This is a genomic window from Streptococcus oralis, from assembly GCF_023611505.1.
GTDB classification, from domain to species: Bacteria; Bacillota; Bacilli; order Lactobacillales; family Streptococcaceae; genus Streptococcus; species Streptococcus oralis_CT.
Genome location: NZ_CP097843.1, coordinates 1,659,916 through 1,683,077, shown reverse-complemented (window position 1 = coordinate 1,683,077; position 23,162 = coordinate 1,659,916). Strand labels below are relative to the sequence as shown.

18 protein-coding genes are annotated in these 23,162 nt (G+C 41.6%); 14 read left to right on the top strand and 4 right to left on the bottom strand.

Features of this window, described 5'->3' with window-relative positions:
• Window positions 1–315: 315 nt before the first annotated feature.
• The 7 genes from fusA to M9H69_RS08460 all read left to right on the top strand — a co-directional run bounded on the left by fusA (window position 316) and on the right by M9H69_RS08460 (window position 8,632).
• Complete coding sequence (gene fusA / locus M9H69_RS08490) at window positions 316–2,397, top strand: elongation factor G (protein ID WP_250315388.1); 2,082 nt, start codon at window positions 316–318, stop codon at window positions 2,395–2,397.
• Between the two features lie 321 nt (window positions 2,398–2,718).
• On the top strand, window positions 2,719–4,419 hold the full coding sequence (locus M9H69_RS08485) for an acetolactate synthase large subunit (protein ID WP_045617707.1): 1,701 nt from the start codon (window positions 2,719–2,721) through the stop codon (window positions 4,417–4,419).
• Window positions 4,412–4,888 (top strand): acetolactate synthase small subunit, encoded by a 477-nt coding sequence (gene ilvN, locus M9H69_RS08480; RefSeq protein WP_001253806.1) that lies wholly within the window; start codon window positions 4,412–4,414, stop codon window positions 4,886–4,888. The genes M9H69_RS08485 and ilvN overlap by 8 nt, the downstream gene beginning before the upstream one ends.
• 90 nt (window positions 4,889–4,978) lie before the next feature.
• The gene (ilvC, locus tag M9H69_RS08475) at window positions 4,979–6,001 is read left to right on the top strand and encodes a ketol-acid reductoisomerase (RefSeq protein ID WP_000290683.1); all 1,023 of its coding nucleotides are present in this window, start codon (window positions 4,979–4,981) and stop codon (window positions 5,999–6,001) included.
• 79 nt (window positions 6,002–6,080) lie between these two features.
• On the top strand, window positions 6,081–7,331 hold the full coding sequence (gene ilvA, locus M9H69_RS08470; RefSeq protein WP_223326289.1) for a threonine ammonia-lyase IlvA: 1,251 nt from the start codon (window positions 6,081–6,083) through the stop codon (window positions 7,329–7,331).
• Between the two features lie 82 nt (window positions 7,332–7,413).
• Window positions 7,414–8,310, top strand: coding sequence for an SPFH domain-containing protein (locus M9H69_RS08465; RefSeq protein ID WP_000244068.1), 897 nt, complete (start codon window positions 7,414–7,416; stop codon window positions 8,308–8,310).
• A gap of 106 nt (window positions 8,311–8,416) precedes the next feature.
• Window positions 8,417–8,632, top strand: coding sequence for a hypothetical protein (locus tag M9H69_RS08460; protein ID WP_000241003.1), 216 nt, complete (start codon window positions 8,417–8,419; stop codon window positions 8,630–8,632).
• A 92-nt stretch (window positions 8,633–8,724) separates the two neighbouring features.
• On the opposite strand, the gene M9H69_RS08455 is transcribed toward M9H69_RS08460, so the two are convergent.
• Entirely contained in the window at window positions 8,725–9,465 is a 741-nt protein-coding gene (locus M9H69_RS08455) for an amino acid ABC transporter ATP-binding protein (protein ID WP_250315387.1), read from the bottom strand.
• A complete protein-coding gene (locus M9H69_RS08450; RefSeq protein ID WP_250315386.1) occupies window positions 9,462–11,030 on the bottom strand; it encodes an ABC transporter substrate-binding protein/permease in 1,569 nt (522 codons plus the stop codon). Before M9H69_RS08450 ends, M9H69_RS08455 begins: the two co-directional genes overlap by 4 nt.
• Window positions 11,031–11,162: 132 nt before the next feature.
• On the opposite strand from M9H69_RS08450, the gene M9H69_RS08445 reads away from it, so the two are divergent.
• Both M9H69_RS08445 and M9H69_RS08440 read left to right on the top strand, forming a co-directional pair.
• Entirely contained in the window at window positions 11,163–13,052 is a 1,890-nt protein-coding gene (locus M9H69_RS08445) for a DUF2207 domain-containing protein (protein WP_250315385.1), read from the top strand.
• Between the two features lie 59 nt (window positions 13,053–13,111).
• Window positions 13,112–13,957, top strand: coding sequence for an undecaprenyl-diphosphate phosphatase (locus tag M9H69_RS08440; RefSeq protein WP_250315384.1), 846 nt, complete (start codon window positions 13,112–13,114; stop codon window positions 13,955–13,957).
• A gap of 33 nt (window positions 13,958–13,990) precedes the next feature.
• Here M9H69_RS08440 and dinB read toward each other — a convergent pair whose 3' ends face one another.
• Window positions 13,991–15,052: a DNA polymerase IV gene (gene dinB / locus M9H69_RS08435; protein ID WP_195216119.1), complete on the bottom strand. Its 1,062-nt coding sequence runs from the start codon at window positions 15,050–15,052 to the stop codon at window positions 13,991–13,993.
• A 236-nt stretch (window positions 15,053–15,288) separates the two neighbouring features.
• Between dinB and pflB the strand changes: the two genes are divergently transcribed.
• Window positions 15,289–17,604, top strand: a complete 2,316-nt coding sequence (pflB, locus tag M9H69_RS08430; protein ID WP_000260614.1) for a formate C-acetyltransferase — start codon at window positions 15,289–15,291, stop codon at window positions 17,602–17,604.
• 392 nt (window positions 17,605–17,996) lie between these two features.
• A complete protein-coding gene (locus tag M9H69_RS08425) occupies window positions 17,997–20,102 on the top strand; it encodes an ATP-dependent Clp protease ATP-binding subunit (protein ID WP_250315383.1) in 2,106 nt (701 codons plus the stop codon).
• Between the two features lie 59 nt (window positions 20,103–20,161).
• On the opposite strand, the gene M9H69_RS08420 is transcribed toward M9H69_RS08425, so the two are convergent.
• Window positions 20,162–20,644 (bottom strand): S-ribosylhomocysteine lyase, encoded by a 483-nt coding sequence (locus M9H69_RS08420; RefSeq protein ID WP_250315382.1) that lies wholly within the window; start codon window positions 20,642–20,644, stop codon window positions 20,162–20,164.
• Between the two features lie 296 nt (window positions 20,645–20,940).
• Here M9H69_RS08420 and M9H69_RS08415 point away from each other — a divergent pair, with 296 nt between their 5' ends.
• Genes M9H69_RS08415 through M9H69_RS08405 form a run of 3 tightly spaced genes read left to right on the top strand, consistent with a single transcriptional unit; the run spans window position 20,941 to window position 23,160 of the window.
• Window positions 20,941–21,648 (top strand): ABC transporter ATP-binding protein, encoded by a 708-nt coding sequence (locus tag M9H69_RS08415; protein WP_084872489.1) that lies wholly within the window; start codon window positions 20,941–20,943, stop codon window positions 21,646–21,648.
• Between the two features lies 1 nt (window position 21,649).
• Complete coding sequence (locus M9H69_RS08410) at window positions 21,650–22,438, top strand: ABC transporter permease (RefSeq protein WP_250315381.1); 789 nt, start codon at window positions 21,650–21,652, stop codon at window positions 22,436–22,438.
• Complete coding sequence (locus tag M9H69_RS08405; protein ID WP_250315380.1) at window positions 22,438–23,160, top strand: lantibiotic ABC transporter permease; 723 nt, start codon at window positions 22,438–22,440, stop codon at window positions 23,158–23,160. The genes M9H69_RS08410 and M9H69_RS08405 overlap by 1 nt, the downstream gene beginning before the upstream one ends.
• Window positions 23,161–23,162: the final 2 nt, after the last annotated feature.

Below are 23,162 nucleotides of genomic sequence, written 5' to 3'. Positions count from 1 at the left end.
TTCATCTTTTTCTCCAGACTTTTAGCTTGAGCTCAACTAGATCATGATGCTAGGAACGGTAAGGATGCAAGGTGAAAATAGGAAACTGACGCAGTATTCGACGAATACAAGGAAGTTTATCTTTTTCACACAGCATCCCGTTCCGGCTCAAATCGGCTAGCTAACTTTAGCCCGAGTTCAATTCAACTTGTCTACAAGTTGAAACCAACAAAAACAAGATAAACATTGAGAACGGGTAGGTCCTGCCTATCCGTTTTTATTAAAATCGTGTTATAATAGAATAGAAATCAAAAATAAATAGGAGAAACAAACCTCATGGCACGCGAATTTTCACTTGAAAAAACTCGTAATATCGGTATCATGGCTCACGTCGATGCCGGTAAAACAACAACTACTGAGCGTATTCTTTACTACACTGGTAAAATCCACAAAATCGGTGAAACTCACGAAGGTGCGTCACAAATGGACTGGATGGAGCAAGAGCAAGAACGTGGTATCACTATCACATCTGCTGCGACAACAGCTCAATGGAACAACCACCGCGTAAACATCATCGACACACCAGGGCACGTGGACTTCACAATTGAAGTACAACGTTCTCTTCGTGTATTGGACGGTGCGGTTACCGTTCTTGACTCACAATCAGGTGTTGAGCCTCAAACTGAAACAGTTTGGCGTCAAGCAACTGAGTACGGAGTTCCACGTATCGTATTTGCCAACAAAATGGACAAAATCGGTGCTGACTTCCTTTACTCAGTAAGCACACTTCACGACCGTCTTCAAGCAAACGCACACCCAATCCAATTGCCAATCGGTGCTGAAGATGATTTCCGTGGTATCATCGACTTGATCAAGATGAAAGCTGAGATCTATACAAACGACCTTGGTACAGATATCCTTGAAGAGGATATTCCAGCTGAATATCTTGAACAAGCACAAGAATACCGTGAAAAATTGATCGAAGCAGTTGCTGAAACTGATGAAGATTTGATGATGAAATACCTCGAAGGTGAAGAAATCACTAACGAAGAATTGAAAGCGGGTATCCGTAAAGCTACTATCAATGTTGAATTCTTCCCAGTATTGTGTGGTTCTGCCTTTAAGAACAAGGGTGTTCAATTGATGCTTGATGCAGTTATCGACTACCTTCCAAGCCCACTTGATATCCCAGCGATTAAAGGTATCAACCCAGATACAGATGAAGAAGAAACTCGTCCAGCATCTGACGAAGAGCCATTCGCAGCTCTTGCCTTCAAGATCATGACTGACCCATTCGTAGGTCGTTTGACATTCTTCCGTGTTTACTCAGGTGTTCTTCAATCAGGTTCATACGTATTGAATACTTCTAAAGGTAAACGTGAACGTATCGGACGTATCCTTCAAATGCACGCTAACAGCCGTCAAGAAATTGACACTGTTTACTCAGGTGATATCGCTGCTGCCGTTGGTTTGAAAGATACTACAACTGGTGACTCATTGACAGATGAAAAAGCTAAAATCATCCTTGAGTCAATCAACGTTCCAGAACCAGTTATCCAATTGATGGTTGAGCCAAAATCTAAAGCAGACCAAGACAAGATGGGTATTGCCCTTCAAAAATTGGCTGAAGAAGATCCAACATTCCGTGTTGAAACAAACGTTGAAACTGGTGAAACAGTTATCTCTGGTATGGGTGAGCTTCACCTTGATGTCCTTGTTGACCGTATGCGTCGTGAGTTCAAAGTTGAAGCGAACGTAGGTGCTCCTCAAGTATCTTACCGTGAAACATTCCGCGCTTCTACTCAAGCACGTGGATTCTTCAAACGTCAGTCTGGTGGTAAAGGTCAATTTGGTGATGTATGGATTGAATTTACTCCAAACGAAGAAGGTAAAGGATTCGAATTCGAAAACGCAATCGTCGGTGGTGTGGTTCCTCGTGAATTTATCCCAGCGGTTGAAAAAGGACTTGTAGAAGCAATGGCTAACGGTGTCCTTGCAGGTTATCCAATTGTTGACGTTAAAGCTAAACTTTACGATGGTTCATACCACGATGTCGACTCATCTGAAACTGCCTTCAAGATTGCTGCATCTCTTGCACTTAAAGAAGCTGCTAAGACTGCACAACCAGCTATCCTTGAACCAATGATGCTTGTAACCATCACTGTTCCAGAAGAAAATCTTGGTGATGTTATGGGTCACGTAACTGCTCGTCGTGGACGTGTAGATGGTATGGAAGCACACGGTAACAGCCAAATCGTTCGTGCTTACGTTCCACTTGCTGAAATGTTCGGTTACGCAACAGTTCTTCGTTCTGCATCTCAAGGACGTGGTACATTCATGATGGTATTTGATCACTACGAAGATGTACCTAAGTCAGTACAAGAAGAAATCATTAAGAAAAACAAAGGTGAAGAATAATCTGTCTTCGCAATAGAAGGAAGTCACTTGGTGGCTTCCTTTTTTTGTCTTTAACTATTCATTTTTGCTGAATATAGTATACAAATTTGGTCGCTAAGTGAGAGAGTTATTAATTTTATCCAGAAAGAAAATATTCTAATTTGATAAATTAAAGTAAATAAAGGTTCCTAATTCCGTAGAAAAGTTAATAAAAATGAGAAAAAGATTCATAAATACACTTTTAGATAGAAAATTCAGAAAATTGCTTCTTTTATCTTGAAAATTTTTGAAAAAATGGTATGATAGTAACAAGCTATTTTTAAGAGAAGAGAAAGGGGAACAATGGAGAAAATCAGTTTAGAATCTCCTAAGACGGGGTCAGACCTAGTTTTGGAAACACTTCGTGATTTAGGAATTGATACCATATTTGGCTATCCTGGTGGTGCAGTCTTGCCTTTGTATGATGCGATATATAATTTTAAAGGCATTCGCCACATTTTAGGACGCCATGAGCAAGGTTGTTTGCACGAAGCTGAAGGATATGCCAAATCAACTGGAAAGTTGGGTGTTGCTGTCGTCACGAGTGGACCGGGAGCTACAAATGCCATTACAGGGATTGCAGATGCCATGAGCGATAGCGTTCCCCTTTTGGTCTTTACGGGCCAGGTGGCGCGAGCAGGGATTGGGAAGGATGCCTTTCAGGAGGCGGATATCGTGGGAATTACCATGCCAATCACTAAGTACAATTACCAAGTTCGTGAGACGGCAGATATTCCTCGCATCATTACGGAAGCTGTTCATATCGCAACGACAGGTCGTCCAGGGCCTGTCGTGATTGACCTACCAAAAGACGTATCTGCCTTAGAGACAGATTTCATCTATTCACCCGAAGTGAATTTGCCAAGCTATCAGCCGACTCTGGAGCCAAATGACATGCAAATCAAGAAGATCTTGAAGCAATTGTCAAAAGCCAAGAAACCTGTTTTATTAGCAGGTGGTGGAGTTAGTTATGCAGAAGCAGCTACAGAACTCAATGAGTTTGCAGAACGCTACCAAATTCCAGTCGTGACCAGTCTTTTAGGACAAGGTACGATTGCAACTAGCCATCCACTCTTCCTCGGAATGGGAGGCATGCATGGGTCTTTCGCAGCTAATATTGCCATGACGGAAGCCGACTTTATGATTAGTATTGGTTGCCGTTTCGATGACCGCTTGACGGGAAATCCTAAGACCTTTGCGAAGAATGCTAAGGTTGCCCACATTGATATTGACCCAGCTGAGATTGGCAAGATTATCAGAGCAGATATTCCTGTGGTGGGGGATGCTAAGAAAGCCTTGCAGATGCTACTAGCAGAACCAACTGTTCATAACAATACTGAAAAGTGGATTGAAAAAGTCACCAAGGACAAGAATCGAGTTCGTTCTTATGATAAGAAAGAACGTGTGGTTCAACCTCAAGCCGTTATTGAACGCATTGGTGAGTTGACGAATGGGGATGCCATTGTTGTAACTGACGTTGGTCAACACCAAATGTGGACGGCTCAGTATTATCCTTACCAAAATGAGCGTCAGTTAGTCACTTCAGGTGGTTTGGGTACCATGGGATTCGGAGTTCCCGCAGCTATCGGAGCTAAGATTGCCAATCCGGAAAAAGAAGTTATCCTTTTTGTCGGTGATGGTGGCTTCCAGATGACCAATCAGGAACTAGCAATCCTAAACATATACAAGGTACCGATTAAGGTTGTCATGTTGAATAACCACTCCCTAGGAATGGTTCGTCAGTGGCAGGAATCCTTCTATGAGGGTAGAACTTCCGAATCAGTCTTTGATACACTTCCTGATTTCCAGCTGATGGCACAGGCTTACGGCATCAAAAATTATAAATTTGATAATCCAGAGACGCTAGAGAAGGATCTAGAAGTCATTCTGGAGGATGTGCCCATGTTTATCGAGGTGGATATTTCTCGTAAGGAACAGGTTTTACCGATGGTACCAGCTGGTAAGAGCAATCATGAGATGTTGGGGGTGAAGTTCCATGCGTAGAATGTTAACAGCAAAACTACAAAATCGTTCAGGAGTCCTCAATCGTTTTACAGGTGTCCTTTCACGCCGCCAAGTCAATATTGAGAGTATCTCAGTTGGTGCGACAGAGAATCCTGATGTATCACGGATTACCATCATTATCGATGTAGCTTCACACGATGAAGTAGAGCAAATCATTAAACAGCTCAATCGTCAGATTGATGTGATTCGCATTCGAGATATCACAGATAAACCACACTTGGAAAGAGAAGTTATCTTGGTAAAAGTATCTGCTCCTGCTGAAAAGCGTGCAGAAATCTTGGCCATTATCCAACCTTTCCGTGCAACGGTAGTAGATGTGGCTCCAAGCTCCATCACTATTCAGATGACTGGAAATGCTGAAAAGAGTGAAGCTTTATTGCGAGTGATTCGACCATATGGTATCAAAAATATCGCTCGTACGGGTGCAACTGGATTTACCCGCGACTAATACTCTTTGATTTTCATTGAGTATAAAATCCAGCATAAATTTGTTAAACCGGCCTAAAAGGCAATAAATAATAGAAAAGAGAGAAAAACTATGGCAGTTCAAATGGAATACGAAAAAGATGTTAAAGTAGCAGCGCTTGACGGTAAAAAAATCGCCGTAATCGGTTATGGTTCACAAGGACATGCGCATGCGCAAAACTTGCGTGATTCAGGTCGTGATGTCATTATCGGTGTACGTCCTGGTAAATCTTTTGACAAAGCAAAAGAAGATGGATTTGACACTTACACAGTAGCAGAAGCAACTAAATTGGCTGACGTTATCATGATCTTGGCACCAGATGAAATCCAACAAGAATTGTACGAAGCAGAAATCGCTCCAAACTTGGAAGCAGGAAATGCAGTTGGATTTGCCCATGGTTTCAACATCCACTTTGAATTTATCAAAGTTCCTGCAGATGTAGATGTCTTCATGTGTGCTCCTAAAGGACCAGGACACTTGGTACGTCGTACTTACGAAGAAGGTTTTGGTGTTCCAGCTCTTTATGCAGTATACCAAGACGCTACAGGAAATGCGAAAAATATTGCTATGGACTGGTGTAAAGGTGTTGGAGCAGCTCGTGTTGGTTTGCTTGAAACAACTTACAAAGAAGAAACTGAAGAAGATTTGTTTGGTGAACAAGCTGTACTTTGTGGTGGTTTGACTGCCCTTATCGAAGCAGGCTTTGAAGTCTTGACAGAAGCAGGATACGCCCCAGAATTGGCTTACTTTGAAGTTCTTCATGAAATGAAATTGATCGTTGACTTGATCTATGAAGGTGGATTCAAGAAAATGCGTCAATCAATTTCTAACACTGCTGAATACGGTGACTATGTATCAGGTCCACGTGTGATTACTGAGCAAGTTAAAGAAAACATGAAAGCTGTCTTGGCAGATATCCAAAATGGTAAATTTGCAAATGACTTTGTAAATGACTACAAGGCTGGACGTCCAAAATTGACTGCTTACCGTGAACAAGCAGCTAACCTTGAAATTGAAAAAGTTGGTGCTGAATTGCGTAAAGCAATGCCATTCGTTGGTAAAAATGACGACGACGCATTCAAAATCTACAACTAATTCTTGTGAAGAAAAACAGAAGGCGAGTTGGGGGTACCTAACTCGCTTTTTATCTTAAACAGTATTTGAGGAGGAGACAATGCTAAGTGCAAAAGACGTGGTGAAAGCCCACAAAGTATTGAGTGGTGTAGTAGTCAATACTCCGCTTGATTATGATCATTATTTATCGGAGAAGTATGGTGCTAAGATTTATTTGAAGAAGGAGAATGCCCAGCGTGTTCGTTCCTTTAAGATTCGCGGAGCCTATTATGCCATTTCTCAACTATCAAAAGAAGAACGTGAGCGTGGTGTAGTCTGTGCCTCTGCAGGAAATCACGCCCAAGGTGTCGCCTATACTTGTAATGAGATGAAGATTCCTGCAACCATCTTTATGCCCATCACAACACCGCAACAAAAGATTGGACAGGTTCGCTTTTTTGGTGGTGATTTTGTGACAATCAAGTTAGTTGGAGATACCTTTGATGCCTCAGCTAAAGCAGCTCAAGAATTTACACTGTCGGAAAACCGTACCTTCATTGATCCTTTTGATGATACTCATGTCCAAGCAGGTCAAGGGACTGTCGCTTATGAAATTCTTGAAGAAGCCCGTAAAGAGTCTATTGATTTTGATACAGTACTCGTGCCAGTAGGCGGTGGTGGATTGATTGCCGGTGTTTCTACATATATTAAGGAAACCAACCCGACTATCGAAGTGATTGGGGTAGAAGCCAATGGTGCCCGTTCGATGAAGGCTGCCTTTGAGGCGGGAGGTCCAGTTAAACTCAAAGAAATTGATAAGTTTGCTGATGGGATAGCTGTACAGAAGGTTGGACAGTTGACCTATGAAGCGACCCGTCAGAATGTTGAAACGCTGATTGGGGTAGATGAGGGATTGATTTCTGAAACCTTGATTGATCTTTATTCCAAACAAGGAATTGTAGCGGAACCAGCAGGGGCTGCTAGTGTTGCAGCCTTGGAAGTTTTATCAGACTATATCAAAGGCAAGACGATTTGTTGTATCATTTCTGGGGGAAATAACGATATCAACCGTATGCCAGAGATGGAAGAACGTGCCTTGATTTACGATGGAATCAAGCATTACTTTGTAGTGAATTTCCCACAGCGTCCTGGAGCTCTACGAGAGTTTGTAAATGACATTTTGGGGCCAAATGATGACATCACTCGTTTTGAATATATCAAACGAGCAAGCAAGGGGACGGGTCCTGTATTGATTGGGATTGCTCTTGCCAATAAGCATGATTATGCTGGATTGATTCATCGAATGGAAAAGTTTGACCCGTCTTATATTAATTTGAATGGAAATGAAACATTGTATAATATGTTAGTTTAAACTAAAATAAAATTATTATCATATTATTTGCGTAATGATAACGATGGTGTTATAATGAGGGTGATGAAAGGGGGAGATTCCCATGGTTTTACAAATTTTACTTGTTGTATTGATTTTAGTGGTGATTGCATCAGTGATTACGATTAGTTCTGTATATGTGGTACGACAACAATCTGTCGCTATTATAGAACGCTTTGGTAAATACCAAAAGTTGAGCAATAGTGGTATTCATTTGCGGGCTCCCTTTGGGATTGATAGAATTGCAGCAAGAGTACAACTACGCTTGTTGCAGAGTGAAATCGTTGTAGAGACAAAGACGCAAGATAATGTATTTGTAACGATGAATGTGGCAACTCAGTATCGAGTGAATGAAAACAATGTCACAGATGCCTATTATAAATTGATGCGTCCAGAAGCCCAAATCAAATCCTATATTGAAGATGCTTTGCGTTCATCTGTACCAAAGTTAACCCTAGATGAGTTGTTTGAGAAGAAGGATGAAATCGCCTTAGAAGTTCAAAAACAAGTGGCAGAAGAAATGTCTACGTATGGGTATATCATTGTCAAAACTCTGATTACTAAGGTTGAACCTGATGCTGAAGTAAAACAATCAATGAATGAAATCAATGCAGCTCAACGTAAGAGAGTTGCAGCGCAAGAACTTGCTGAAGCAGATAAGATTAAGATCGTGACCGCAGCAGAAGCAGAAGCAGAAAAAGATCGCCTACATGGTGTAGGGATTGCAGAACAGCGTAAAGCGATTGTTGACGGACTGGCTGATTCTATCAAAGAGTTAAAGGGAGCTAATGTTGAGCTGACTGAAGAACAAATCATGTCTATCCTATTAACGAACCAGTATTTAGACACATTGAATAATTTTGCAGAAAAAGAAGGAAATAATACAATCTTCCTACCAGCAAATCCTAATGGAGTTGAAGATATAAGAACTCATATATTATCGGCTTTAAAAGCCAAATAAAAATATGCAGAATAATATAGTTGTGACGAATATATGTTTTTTTATTGACAGATAAAATAAAAACGTATACAATTAGGAATTGTAAAGAATAATTCAGGAGAAGAACATGGTTAAGTCAAACTTTGAAAAGGTAGAAGCAGTTGTTGGCTGGGTTCGTGATAAGAAGATCACAGGTTACCGTATCTCTAAAGAAACGAATGCGCGTGAAATGTCTATCATTGCCCTAGCGCAAGGACGCGCAAAAGTTAAAAATATTTCATTTGAAACAGCTCTTAGTTTAATCGATTTCTATGAAAAAAATCATGAAAAATTTGAAGATTGAACTGTGGTTACAGGCAGATTTCTGAATCGAGTCTGCCTTTCCTTTACAATTACAAACTAAAAAGACTGCATTCTGTATGCAGTCTTTATTTATTAATTGAGATAACGCTGAAGGAATTCTTTTGTCCGTTCTTCTTTAGGGTTCGTGAAGAGTTCTTCAGGTTTACCTTCTTCTGCAATGATTCCCTTGTCCATGAAGATGACACGATGGGAGACGTCGCGAGCAAATTCCATTTCGTGGGTTACAACAATCATGGTCAAGCCTTCTTGAGCTAGGTCCTGCATAATTTTGAGGACTTCTCCGACCATTTCGGGGTCAAGGGCAGATGTTGGTTCGTCGAAGAGAATGGCGTCAGGATTCATGGAGAGTGCACGGGCGATAGCTACACGTTGCTTTTGTCCACCTGAAAGTTGCTTCGGCTTGGCTTGCCAGTAACGTTCTCCCATACCAACTTTTTCAAGATTCTCTTTGGCAATTTTTTCAGCTTCAGAGTGGTCACGTTTGAGTACTGTCGTTTGGGCGACGATGGTATTTTCGAGGACATTCAGATTTTCAAAGAGATTGAAAGATTGGAAAACCATACCGAGCTTTTCACGATAATGGGTGAGGTTATAGCCTTTTTCCAGGACATTTTCTCCGCGATAGAGAATCTCTCCTCCTGTAGGTGTTTCTAGTAAATTAATCGAACGAAGGAAGGTTGATTTTCCGCTTCCCGAGCTTCCGATGATGGAAATAACCTCTCCTTTATGGACGGTGAGAGAAATGTCTTTTAGCACTTCGTTTTGCCCATAGGATTTTTTTAGGTGTTTGATTTCAAGGATTGGTCGTGTCATTTTTTCAAATCCCCCGTTTGCATTTGGTTAGCACCTGTAGTGTAAGTGTCCATGTCCATATAGCGTTCGATAAAACGTAGGACACGGGTCACAGTGAAGGTGAGGACAAAGTAAATCACTGCAATGATGGTAAAGGTCTGGAAGTATTGATAGGTTTGAGTCGCTACAGTATTTCCTGAGAAATAAAGCTCGACAACTGAAATAACGTTCAATACAGAGGTATCTTTGATATTGATGACAAACTCATTACCAGTAGCAGGTAGAATATTACGGACAACCTGAGGAAGGACAATCTTACGCATGGTTTGATTGTGTGTCATACCAAGAGCAGTTGCAGCTTCGAACTGTCCCTTGTCAACTGCTAGAATACCACCACGAACGATTTCTGTCATGTAGGCACCCGTGTTGATTGAGACGATAAAGATAGCAGCCAGTGTCCGGTCGAGATTGATACCGAAAGCTTGAGCAGTCCCATAGTAGATAACCATGGATTGAACAATCATCGGTGTACCACGGAAGATTTCAATATAGACATTGAGAATCCAACCGACTAGTTTTTGTAGGCCGTAAATGGCTTTGTTTTCAGAGAGAGGAGCCGTACGGAAGACACCAATGGCAAGACCGATAATGAGACCTACGATAGTTCCGATGATTGAGATTAAAAGAGTGACACCTGCACCACGCAAGAGCTGTTGCCAGTTTTCAGAAAGAATTTTAGCAACTTGGTTGAAGAAATTACTGCTGCTTTCTTCAGTTGTTGTGGCTTCGGCAGGTTGCTCCTGAATCATACGATCCATCAGTGCAACTTGTTCATCTTTGGAGATGGTTTCAATACTAGCATTGATTTGGCTGATACGACTGTCATCTTTACGAAGTCCAATGGCGATAGCTGTATCTTCTTCTCCAGTTTTGAAACCGGGTTGGGGTTGGATCATTTTGAACTTAGCGTTGGCAGACTCAGCGGTCAGTGCTTCAGGGCGTTCAGAAACATAGGCATCGATGACACCTGCTTCAAGTGCTTGACGCATCTGAGCAAAATCCCCCATGGCTGTTTCCTTCTTGGCGCCAGGGATTTGGGAAATCAAATCATAGAGATAAACGCCTTGTTGAGACGTGATTTTTGCTCCGCTAAAGTCGTTTAAAGATTTGGCGTTGGCATAGACAGAGTCCTTTTTTACTAATAGAACCGGTTCGCTAGTATAGTAACTGCTTGAAAAGGCAATTTCTTGTTTGCGTTCAGCCGTTGGGCTCATACCTGCAATAATCATATCGATTTTGCCAGAAGTAAGGGCTGGGACAAGTCCTTCCCACTTGGTTTTAACGACCAAAGGCTCCTTACCTAAGTCTTTGGCAATCTTTTTAGCGATTTGGACATCGTAGCCATTGGCATATTGATTGGTACCGTCGATTTTGACAGCACCATTACTATCGTCGTCTTGGGTCCAGTTAAAGGGAGCGTAAGCTGCCTCCATTCCGATGCGTAAATATTCGTCGGCTTGGACTTGGCTAGCTAGTCCTAATGTAAGGGCTAGGCTAGCAAGAATAGATAAGCATAATTTTTTCATGTTTTCTCCTATTTCTAGTCTAAAAATGACTTCTCTCTATTGTATCTAAAAATGGTGAGATTTTCAATACAAGTAAGCCTTTACTTATAAAAAATGATATAATGATAGCAAAGATAAAAAGGGGATTGTGTTATGAAAAAGACTTTTTTCGTGCTTTTATTTAGCTTGTTTTGTATTTTACCACTCTCTGTTTTTGCGGTTGATTTTAAGATTCGCTCTTACCAAGGTGATTTGTATATTCATGCAGATAATACGGCAGAATTTAGGGAGAAAGTAGTCTATTATTTTGATGAAGACTTTAATGGACAACTAGTAGGACTTGGCCGTTCTGGTAAGATGCCAAAGGGCTTTGAAATAGATCCCAGTCCGAAGGTTCAGGTATGGAAAAATGCTAGCGCCATTGAGAATGTCAATAGTGAAGTGATAGAAGAATCGGAAGGTTATACTGTAAAAGTGTATAATCCAGGCCAAGAAGGGGATACCGTTGAAGTGGTAATCACATGGCAACTAAAAAACCTCCTATTTCTATATGATGATATCGCGGAACTTAATTGGCAACCCTTGACAGATAGTTCAGAACCTATCGAAAATTTTGCGTTTCGGGTAACAGGCTTTAATGGAGCTGAAAAACTTTTCTTTCATACAGGGAAACTCTTTACAGAGGGCAAGGTAGAGAAGACAGGTGGTGATTATCGTGTTCATTTGCAGAACCTACCTCGTCAGCGTGAGGTTGAATTGCATGCCTATTGGCCTAGAAAAGATTTTGGAACAGCTTTGGATCAGGGATTGAAGGGCAATCGTTTAGCAGAATTTGAAAAAATAGAGGAGTCCATTGCTGCTGAAAAAGCTCAAAGCAAAGCTCTGGTTACGTGGGTTATCCCTTTTTTACTCTCGCTTTCTTTAGTCTTTAGTGTCATTTTCTATCGCATTTACCGAAGAAAAACCTCCCCATCGAAGAAACATGCTAAAAATCACCGTCTCTACGAACCGCCAATGGACTTAGAACCGATGGTTTTATCGGAAGCTGTTTACTCCACTTCTTTAGAGGAAGTCAGTCCCTTGACCAAGGGAGGAGGGAAGTTCACCTTTGACCAACTCGTTCAGGCAACCTTATTGGATGTGATCGACCGTGGAAATATTTCAATCATCTCAAATGGAGATGAGGTCCGTCTAAAAGTCGTAAAAGAAAAAGGATTGGCAAGTTTTGAAAAAGATTGTCTTAATTTGGCCTTTTCAGGAAGAGAAGAAGTGCTTGTTTCAGATTTGTTTGCAGATTACCAAGTGTCAACTAGTCTTTACCAAGGTGCAAAAGCAGCTGATGAAAAAAGGATTCAGAAAACAGGACGTAAGCTTAAGTCGTCTTTCGAGCAAGCTCTGAAGCAGATGCAGGATGGGGTGAGAAAGCGGGTTTCCTCTTTGCAACTTCCAGATTATTATCGTCCACTGAGTAATGGCGAAAAAATCTTGCGATTGACGATAGGTGTCTCTACGCTTCTACCTGCTTTCGTTGGTTTTGGCTGGTTTTTGTACAGTTTGGATGCTCACGGGTATTTTTCCCTGCCACTTCCTATCCTTGGGTTTGTGAGCTTGATGTTAGCTGCCGTCTATTATTGGACAACCCGATTTGATACTCGTGATGGTGTTTTAAACGAAGAAGGACTAGAAGCGTACTATCTCTGGACTAGTTTTGAAAACATGCTTCGCGATATCGCCCATCTAGACAAGGCAGAATTAGAGAGTATTGTTCTTTGGAATCGCCTCCTTGTCTATGCTACTTTATTTGGTTATGCGGACAAGGTGAGTCATTTGATGAAATCTTATCAGATTCAAGTTGAGAATCCAGATATCAATCTTTATGTAGCTTATGGCTGGCACAGCATGTTTTATCATTCAACTGCTCAAATGAGTCACTATGCTAGTATTGCAAACACAGCAAGCAACTACTCCGTATCTTCTGGAAGTGGTTCTTCAGGTGGAGGATTCTCAGGAGGCGGAGGTGGTGGTAGCATCGGTGCCTTCTAAAAAACCTATCGCAGAATCCGAAATTATGCTATAATAGAGGACAGAAAAAGGAGTAATACATGTATCTTATTGAAATTTTGAAGTCGATCTTTTTTGGGATTGTTGAAGGAATTACAGAATGGTTGCCCATTTCAAGTACGGGTCACTTGATCTTGGTTGAAGAATTTGTACAATACAAGGACCAAAATGAAGCCTTCATGTCCATGTTTAATGTTGTCATTCAGCTCGGTGCTATCTTAGCGGTTATGGTGATTTACTTTAACAAGCTCAATCCCTTCAAACCTGGTAAAACTAAGGTCGAAGTTCGTAGAACTTGGCAATTATGGTCGAAAGTCTTGGTTGCGACCTTGCCATTGCTATTGGTCTTTAAATTAGATGATTGGTTTGATGCCAACTTCCATAACATGGTTTCGGTTGCGATTATGTTGATTATCTATGGTGTTGCCTTTATCTATCTTGAAAAACGAAATAAGGCGCAAGCCATTGAACCAACAGTAACAGAGCTAGACAAGTTGCCTTATAAAACAGCTCTTTACATCGGGCTATTCCAAGTCCTCGCCCTCTTCCCAGGAACGAGCCGTTCAGGTGCGACTATCGTTGGTGGTTTGTTGAATGGAACAAGTCGATCTGTCGTAACAGAGTTTACCTTCTACCTCGGAATTCCTGTTATGTTTGGGGCTAGTGCTTTAAAGATTTTCAAATTTATAAAAGCAGGTCAACTCTTGAGTTTTGGACAACTGTTCTTGCTTTTGGTTGCTATGGGAATAGCCTTCGCGGTCAGCATGGTTGCTATTCGCTTCTTGACTGGCTATGTGAAGAAGCACGACTTTACCCTCTTTGGTAAATACCGTATCGTACTCGGTAGTGTCTTGTTGCTCTATAGTTTTGTGCGTTTATTTGTATAAGAAAAAGCTTGAGGGAATCTTCCTTCAAGCTTTTTAAAATCCTGTTACTGTGACTCCTAGCAAACGAATGCCTTTTTCTTTTTCAGCTAGTTCTTCGTAGAGTTGAAGGGCAGTTTGAGAAATCTGACTAGCATCCTGTGTTGCTTGTGGGAGGCTTTTTCGTCTAGTTAGAGTAGAGAAGTCAGCATATCGTATTTTTAGGATAATGATTTTTCCAGCTTTGCCTTGTTGGCTGAGATTGTGAGCTACCTTTTCTGAGAGAAGAGTCAGCTCTTTTCTGATGTCTTCTTCTACTTGCAGGATTTTTCCGTAGGTTTTTTCCTTGCCAATGGACTTGCGAATACGATTGGCCTTGACCGGTGAATTATGAATGCCCCTAGCCTTTCGATAAAGATCAAAACCGAGTCTGCCAAACCGATCGATTAAAGTGACTTCTGAGACATCCAATAAGTCTGCGCCAGTATAAATGCCCATTTCATGAAGGCGTTCAACTGTTTTTTTGCCTACGCCATGGAATTTAGCAATGTCCATTTGTTTGAGAAAGTCTTGGGCCTGATCTGGGAGGATAACTGTTAAACCATGTGGTTTTTGATAGTCACTAGCCATTTTAGCTAAGAATTTGTTATAAGAGATGCCTGCAGAAGCAGTCAGGCGTAGTTCCTGCCAGATATCCTGTTGGATGAGGCGGGCTATTTTGACTGCCGATTTGATACCAAGTTTATTTTCGGTTACATCCAAGTAGGCTTCGTCAATACTCATAGGTTCAATCAAATCAGTATAGCGTTTAAAAATAGCTCGAATCTGAAGTCCCACAGTTTTGTATTTTTCATAATTTCCGGAGATAAAGATGGCTTGAGGACAACGCTCATAAGCTTCTTTAGAACTCATGGCAGAGTGAATGCCAAAGGCTCGCGCCTCGTAGCTACAGGTAGAAACGACACCACGCCCACCTGTTTGTCTGGGGTCGCTCCCAATGATGACAGGTTTTCCTTTTAACTTAGGATTGTCTCTTATTTCCACCGCAGCAAAAAAGGCATCCATGTCGATATGGATGATTTTTCTGGACAAATCATTTATCAATGGAAATATGAGCATTCCAATCCCTTTCTAGAGTCATTTTCTATTTATTATACCCTTTTTTCTGAAAAAATGGGAAAGTTCAACCTGACTTTCAAAAATATAATACAGATTAGAGCAAAAAAGAGGCTGTAGTATAAAAGAAAGCGCCTAAAATGCCGGTTTTCTCTTGTTGAAATCGGTTACTGTGTGGTATACTTGATTTATGAATGTAACAGATAGTTGTTACTAGAAAGAAAAATGAGGACATTAACATGGTTGTTAAGACAGTTGTTGAAGCGCAAGATATTTTTGATAAAGCTTGGGAAGGCTTCAAAGGCGTAGATTGGAAAGAAAAAGCAAGTATTTCTCGCTTCGTTCAAGCTAACTACACACCTTACGATGGAGATGAAAGTTTCCTTGCTGGCCCAACAGAACGTTCGCTTCACATCAAAAAAATCGTAGAAGAAACGAAGGCTCACTACGAAGAAACTCGTTTCCCAATGGACACTCGTCCAACATCTATTGCTGATATTCCTGCTGGATTTATTGACAAAGAAAACGAATTGATCTTCGGTATCCAAAACGATGAACTCTTCAAATTGAATTTCATGCCAAAAGGTGGTATCCGTATGGCTGAAACTACTTTGAAAGAAAATGGATACGAACCAGATCCAGCTGTTCATGAAATCTTCACAAAATACGTAACAACAGTTAACGACGGTATCTTCCGTGCTTACACTTCAAACATCCGTCGTGCTCGTCACGCTCACACTGTAACTGGCCTTCCAGATGCTTACTCACGTGGACGTATCATCGGTGTTTACGCACGTCTTGCTCTTTACGGTGCAGACTACTTGATGCAAGAAAAAGTAAACGACTGGAATGCAATTAAAGAAATTGATGAAGAAACAATCCGTCTTCGCGAAGAAGTAAACCTTCAATACCAAGCATTGCAACAAGTTGTTCGCTTGGGTGACCTTTACGGTGTTGACGTTCGCAAACCAGCGATGAACGTCAAAGAAGCTATCCAATGGGTGAACATCGCCTTCATGGCTGTCTGCCGTGTTATCAACGGTGCTGCAACATCACTAGGACGTGTGCCAATCGTATTGGATATCTTTGCAGAACGTGACCTTGCTCGTGGTACATTTACTGAATCAGAAATCCAAGAGTTTGTTGATGATTTCGTTATGAAACTTCGTACAGTTAAATTTGCTCGTACAAAAGCTTATGACCAATTGTACTCAGGTGACCCAACTTTCATCACAACTTCTATGGCTGGTATGGGTAACGACGGTCGTCACCGTGTTACTAAGATGGACTACCGTTTCTTGAACACTCTTGACAACATCGGTAACTCTCCAGAGCCAAACTTGACAGTTCTTTGGACTGACAAATTACCATACAACTTCCGTCGCTACTGTATGCATATGAGCCACAAACACTCTTCTATCCAATATGAAGGTGTAACAACAATGGCTAAAGACGGATACGGAGAAATGAGCTGTATCTCATGCTGTGTGTCACCACTTGACCCAGAAAACGAAGATCAACGCCACAACATCCAGTACTTCGGTGCTCGTGTAAATGTTCTTAAAGCCCTTCTTACTGGTTTGAACGGTGGTTACGACGATGTTCACAAAGACTACAAAGTATTTGATATTGATCCTATCCGTGACGAAGTTCTTGAATTCGAATCAGTTAAAGCCAACTTTGAAAAATCTCTTGACTGGTTGACTGACACTTACGTAGATGCTTTGAACATCATCCACTACATGACTGACAAGTACAACTACGAAGCTGTTCAAATGGCCTTCTTGCCAACTAAACAACGTGCCAACATGGGATTCGGTATCTGTGGATTTGCTAACACTGTTGATACATTGTCAGCGATTAAATACGCTACCGTTAAACCAATCCGTGATGAAGATGGCTACATCTACGATTACGAAACAATCGGTGAATACCCACGTTGGGGTGAAGATGACCCACGTTCAAACGAATTGGCAGAATGGTTGATCGAAGCTTACACAACTCGTTTACGTAGCCACAAACTTTACAAAGACGCAGAAGCTACAGTATCACTTTTGACAATCACATCTAACGTTGCTTACTCTAAACAAACTGGTAACTCACCAGTCCACAAAGGTGTATACCTCAACGAAGATGGTTCTGTGAACTTGTCTAAACTTGAATTCTTCTCACCAGGTGCTAACCCTTCTAACAAAGCTAAAGGTGGATGGTTGCAAAACTTGAACTCACTTGCTAGCCTAGACTTTGGTTACGCAGCTGACGGTATCTCATTGACAACTCAAGTTTCTCCACGTGCTCTTGGTAAGACTCGTGATGAGCAAGTTGATAACTTGGTAACAATCCTTGATGGTTACTTCGAAAACGGTGGACAACACGTTAACTTGAACGTTATGGACTTGAACGATGTTTACGAAAAGATCATGTCAGGTGAAGATGTTATCGTGCGTATCTCTGGATACTGTGTAAACACTAAATACCTCACTCCAGAACAAAAAACTGAATTGACACAACGTGTCTTCCACGAAGTTCTTTCAATGGATGACGCATTGAGCTAAGATTTTAAATTAAATAGAAAAGGCCAGTTGGAAACGACTGGCTTTTTGCGTCCTTGAAAAATTTTTAAAAATAGTCAAATTTGGTCAAAAAGTTATTGACTTTTACTGACTAAAGTGATATAGTAGAAACATAAGGAAAATGAATTCCTTAAAAAGCTCATTTTCAACGAATTAGTCTTTGAGAATGAGGTATAGAATCCCGAGAAAGGGGTGAGGCCTATGTTGAATCTAACAGAATTTGAAAAGAAGATTATAAAAGGCTTATTTAAAAAAGAAAAACCAGAAATTATACGTAGAGTAGCGATTTAGCTAGTCTAAATTTTTTAAAAAAAAGGTCAAAGATAGTCAATATCAGAGATCGCATATAATTAAGAATAAACGAGGTAAAGAATATGAACAACAACTTTAATAACTTTAACAACATGGATGATTTATTTAACCAATTGATGGGTGGTATGCGAGGATACAGTTCTGAAAACCGTCGCTACTTGATTAATGGACGTGAAGTGACACCTGAGGAATTTGCTCACTATCGTGCAACTGGTCAATTGCCAGGAAATGCAGAAGTTGATGGACAAATGCAACAACAAGCTTCAGGTATGAAACAAGACGGTGTCCTTGCTAAACTAGGTCGTAACTTGACCGCAGAAGCTCGTGAGGGCAAGTTGGATCCTGTTATCGGACGAAACAAGGAAATTCAAGAAACATCTGAAATCCTCTCACGTCGTACGAAAAATAATCCTGTTCTGGTCGGAGATGCAGGTGTTGGTAAGACAGCCGTTGTCGAAGGCTTAGCACAAGCTATTGTGAATGGAGATGTTCCAGCTGCCATCAAGAATAAGGAAATTATTTCTATTGATATCTCAGGTCTTGAAGCTGGTACTCAATACCGTGGCAGCTTTGAAGAAAACGTTCAAAACCTAGTCAATGAAGTGAAAGAAGCAGGGAATATTATCCTCTTCTTTGATGAAATTCACCAAATCCTTGGTGCTGGTTCAATCGGTGGAGACAGTGGTTCTAAAGGTCTTGCAGATATTCTCAAGCCAGCTCTCTCTCGTGGTGAATTGACCGTTATTGGAGCGACAACTCAAGACGAATACCGTAACACCATCTTGAAAAATGCAGCTCTTGCTCGTCGTTTCAACGAAGTGAAGGTCAATGCTCCTTCAGCAGAGGATACCTTTAAAATCCTTCAAGGGATTCGTGACCTCTATCAACAACACCACAATGTCATCTTGCCAGACGAAGTCTTGAAAGCAGCAGTGGATTATTCTGTCCAATACATTCCTCAACGCAGCTTGCCAGATAAGGCTATTGACCTTGTCGATGTAACGGCAGCTCACTTGGCAGCTCAACATCCAGTAACAGATGTTCATGCTGTCGAACGGGAAATCGAGGCAGAAAAGGACAAGCAAGAAAAAGCAGTTGAGGCAGAAGATTTCGAAGCAGCTCTTAATGCTAAAACACGCATTGCAGAATTAGAAAAGAAAATCGAAAACCACACAGAAGATATGAAGGTGACTGCGAGTGTCAACGATGTGGCTGAATCTGTAGAACGTATGACTGGTATTCCGGTATCACAAATGGGAGCATCAGACATCGAACGTTTGAAAGATATGGCTCATCGTTTGGAACACAAGGTTATCGGCCAAGATAAGGCAGTAGAAGCAGTGGCTCGTGCTATCCGTCGTAACCGTGCAGGATTTGATGAAGGCAATCGCCCAATCGGTAGCTTCCTCTTTGTAGGGCCTACTGGGGTTGGGAAGACCGAGCTTGCTAAGCAATTGGCGCTCGATATGTTTGGAACCAAGGATGCGATCATCCGCTTGGATATGTCTGAATACAGTGACCGCACAGCCGTTTCTAAGTTAATCGGTACAACAGCAGGTTATGTGGGTTATGATGACAATAGCAATACCTTGACAGAACGTGTTCGTCGCAATCCTTACTCTATCATTCTCTTGGACGAAATTGAAAAGGCTGATCCTCAAGTCATTACCCTTCTCCTCCAAGTCTTGGATGACGGCCGTTTAACTGATGGTCAAGGAAATACCGTGAACTTCAAAAACACTGTCATTATCGCAACATCAAATGCTGGATTTGGCTATGAAGCTAACTTGACGGAAGATGCAGACAAACCAGAATTGATGGATCGTTTGAAACCATACTTCCGTCCAGAATTCCTCAATCGCTTTAATGCAGTTATCGAGTTCTCACACTTGAATAAGGAAGACCTTTCTAAGATTGTGGACTTGATGTTGGCTGAAGTCAACCAAACCTTGGCTAAGAAAGGAATCGACCTTGAAGTTAGCCAAGCAGCTAAGGACTTTATCACAGAAGAAGGCTATGACGAAGTTATGGGTGTTCGTCCTCTCCGTCGCGTGGTTGAACAACAAATTCGTGATAAGGTGACAGACTTCCACTTGGATCATCTAGATGCCAAACATCTGGAAGCAGATATGGAAGATGGCGTTTTGGTCATTCGTGAAAAAGCCTAACTCGCGATTTTGAGAATAAAAAAAGAAGGAACTAGCTAAAAAGCTGGTTCCTTTTGTGTTTAGATGACATGACGCTCAAAGGCATCATCTGAGATTCCTTGTTCCAGGATGAGCTTCGCCCATTCCTTAGCAGAAAAGAGGCTGTGGTCCTTGTAGTTTCCGCAAGATTCGATGGTTGTTCCTGGGACATCTTCCCAAGTAGTAGTTTCAGCGATTTCCTTGAGCGAATCCTTGATAACAGCTGCAATCTCGGCGCTAGCATGGCGTCCCCACATAATCATGTGGAAGCCTGTACGGCAACCAAATGGTGAACAGTCAATCATTCCGTCAATGCGGGTACGGATAAGTTTGGCCAAGAGGTGCTCGATAGTGTGAAGGCCAGCAGTAGGGATAGAGTCTTCGTTTGGCTGCACCAAGCGAATATCAAAGTTGGAGATGATATCTCCCTTTGGCCCTGTTTCTTCCCCAATCAAGCGAACATAGGGTGCTTTAACGATAGTGTGGTCAAGCTCAAAACTTTCAACAATAACTTCTTTTGACATGGTAAATCCTTTCAGTTTTCTTCTTTCATTATATCATAAAGGGTGCTGTTGATGGAGTTTGATAAATAACTTTTTGAGACTAGAATGATAATAAAGTCTCTATACATAAACCTCAGAATTATAAAGAAAGAATGAAGAGAAGAATACCTTGTGAAAGAAAAGTTTAGTTTTTTCTAGTGGAACTAAGGTGATTTTTGAAAAGTGGATCAACTTTTTCTGAAATTTCTGTTTAATCTCTGAACTAATTCTGAACTAGATTGGGTATACTGGAGAAAATAAAGATAAAGGAGTTCAGTATGGAACATATGGTGAAAATAGAAGGCGTCTGCAAAAAGCATGGCAGCAAGCAGATTTTAGAAGATATTTCTTTTACAGCTAGAAGCGGTCGGATTACAGCTTTTCTAGGCCCAAATGGTGCAGGAAAAAGTTCGACCTTGAGGATTCTCTTGGGATTAGATTGGGCGACAGCAGGGACTGCAACTTTTGATGGGCAAACCTATCAATCAATGACCTATCCGCTCAGAACGGTAGGTGCAGCCTTTGATGGCATTGGCGGTCTGCCAAATCGAAAGGTCTATGACCACTTGAGGATTATTGCGGCGAGTAATGCTATTCCCAAGTCTCGGATCGATGAGGTTTTGGAGATGACGGGAATCGCTCATAAGAGGAAGGACCTCTTGTCAAGTCTGTCTCTGGGGGAAGGTCAACGCTTGGGTTTGGCAGCAGCTTTGCTGGGTGATCCTCAGTTTCTTATATTAGATGAGCCGACTAATGGGCTGGATCCAAGTGGGATTAAGTGGTTTAGAAAGTTTATCCGTCAGCAGGCTGATTTAGGGAAAACGGTACTTCTATCTTCCCATATCCTATCAGAGGTGCAAATGGTGACAGATGATGTAGTCTTGATTCATCATGGGCGAATTATTGAGCAAGGACGATTGGAAGAGGTGCTGCAAGATTCAGACAGTCTAGAAGATCTCTTCTTTGATTTGACAGAGGAGGTTTAAGATGAAAGAAACGATGTCTTTATTGCATTCAGAATGGTTGAAAATCCGATCAATCAAGGCTTTCAAAGTGAGTGTGGCCTTCATGCTACTATTGGTGCCTGTCGTATCCTGGTTGGAGGGCCGACAGTATCTGTCTATCGGCTTGGATGCTACACCTGAGACGGTTCCTAATCTGATAAACGCCATTGATCCGCTGGAATATCTAGGTCTCAACGGGGCTTCTATGGCGGTCATGGTTTTGGTCATTTTAGCTGGAATTTTGGGAGCTATGGAATTTCAGTCTCATAGCTTGAGAACCAGTCTCTTGACCTGTAATAACCGCCTGAAGTTGCTTGTGGGGAAACTCATGACCTTTGCTTGCTTTTCTCTTGCCACTAGCTTTTTATCAATCTACTTTAGTTATATGGTCATGCATCTGGCTTTAGGAAAGGAAGGGCTTGATCCGATTTTGCTCAATCAGGCAGCTTGGAGTTTGATTTTGTGGAAAACCTTATCTCTAACCTTATTAGGAATCCTTTCATTTTTGTTAGGTTTATTGGCTCGGACCATGCTAGTTCCTCTGCTTTTTCTCGTACCCCAAATCTATAATTTAGGAAACTACCTAGCTGCTCACACGAGTTGGGGAGCTTATTTGCCACAGCCAGCAGGAGAGTTGTTTGCTGCAACGCCAACTTCCCAATATGCTAACAATCCCTTGCAAGGGCTGTTGATACTTGGTGCATGGTTGCTAGTCATCGGCGGTATGGCTTCTCTGCGCTTTTTGAAGACGGATTTAGGAGGGCACTACTGATGATAAAAGCTCTGCTTAGAAGTGAATGGATTAAGTTCCGTTCTTACTATCTCGCTCTTGGTGCAGCCTTAGTGGCTCTGGTAGCTGTTCCATTTTTTCTGATGAATCTTGACTACAGTCAGACAGCAGTTGGTCAGACGAAGGCTCTGAGCGAGGTTTTGCATGCCCTCTATCTGGCGCAGCCTGTCATCGTCATCTTTACTTCTCTCTATTTTGCCCAGGAGTTTGTCAAGTCTGGGATGCGAACGAATTTTCTAACCGTATCAAATAGAAAGGCTTGGTTGGCTGGGAAATTCCTTTTTCTGGACTTGCTGCTCTTGGTTCTCTACAGTGTCATGATAGGCAGCTGTTTCCTTGTTATGCTGGCTCGTTTTGACCTAAGCTTTAGCTGGTCCTTACTAGAGAAATTCCTCTATTACAGCTCTTTTGGTCTTCTCAGCAATATTTTTCTGGCTTTTTTAACTGCTGGCCTCGCTTTGCTATTTCAATCTTGGGTTGTGCCGGTGTCGGTGCTCTTTCCTCTCTTGGTTGGCCTCAGCCGTTTATTGGCGACTTTCATCAAAGAAGCAAAATACCTGCCCGATCTGGCTACGCTAAATCTTTTTGAGTATGAAGGACTTCAGCATTCAATAGATCTCTCAGGGCTGGGAATACAGCTGTTATGGTTAGCTTTGGTTTGGAGCTCTGCTATATTCTTAACCTTGAAACGAGATGTTCGCTAGAG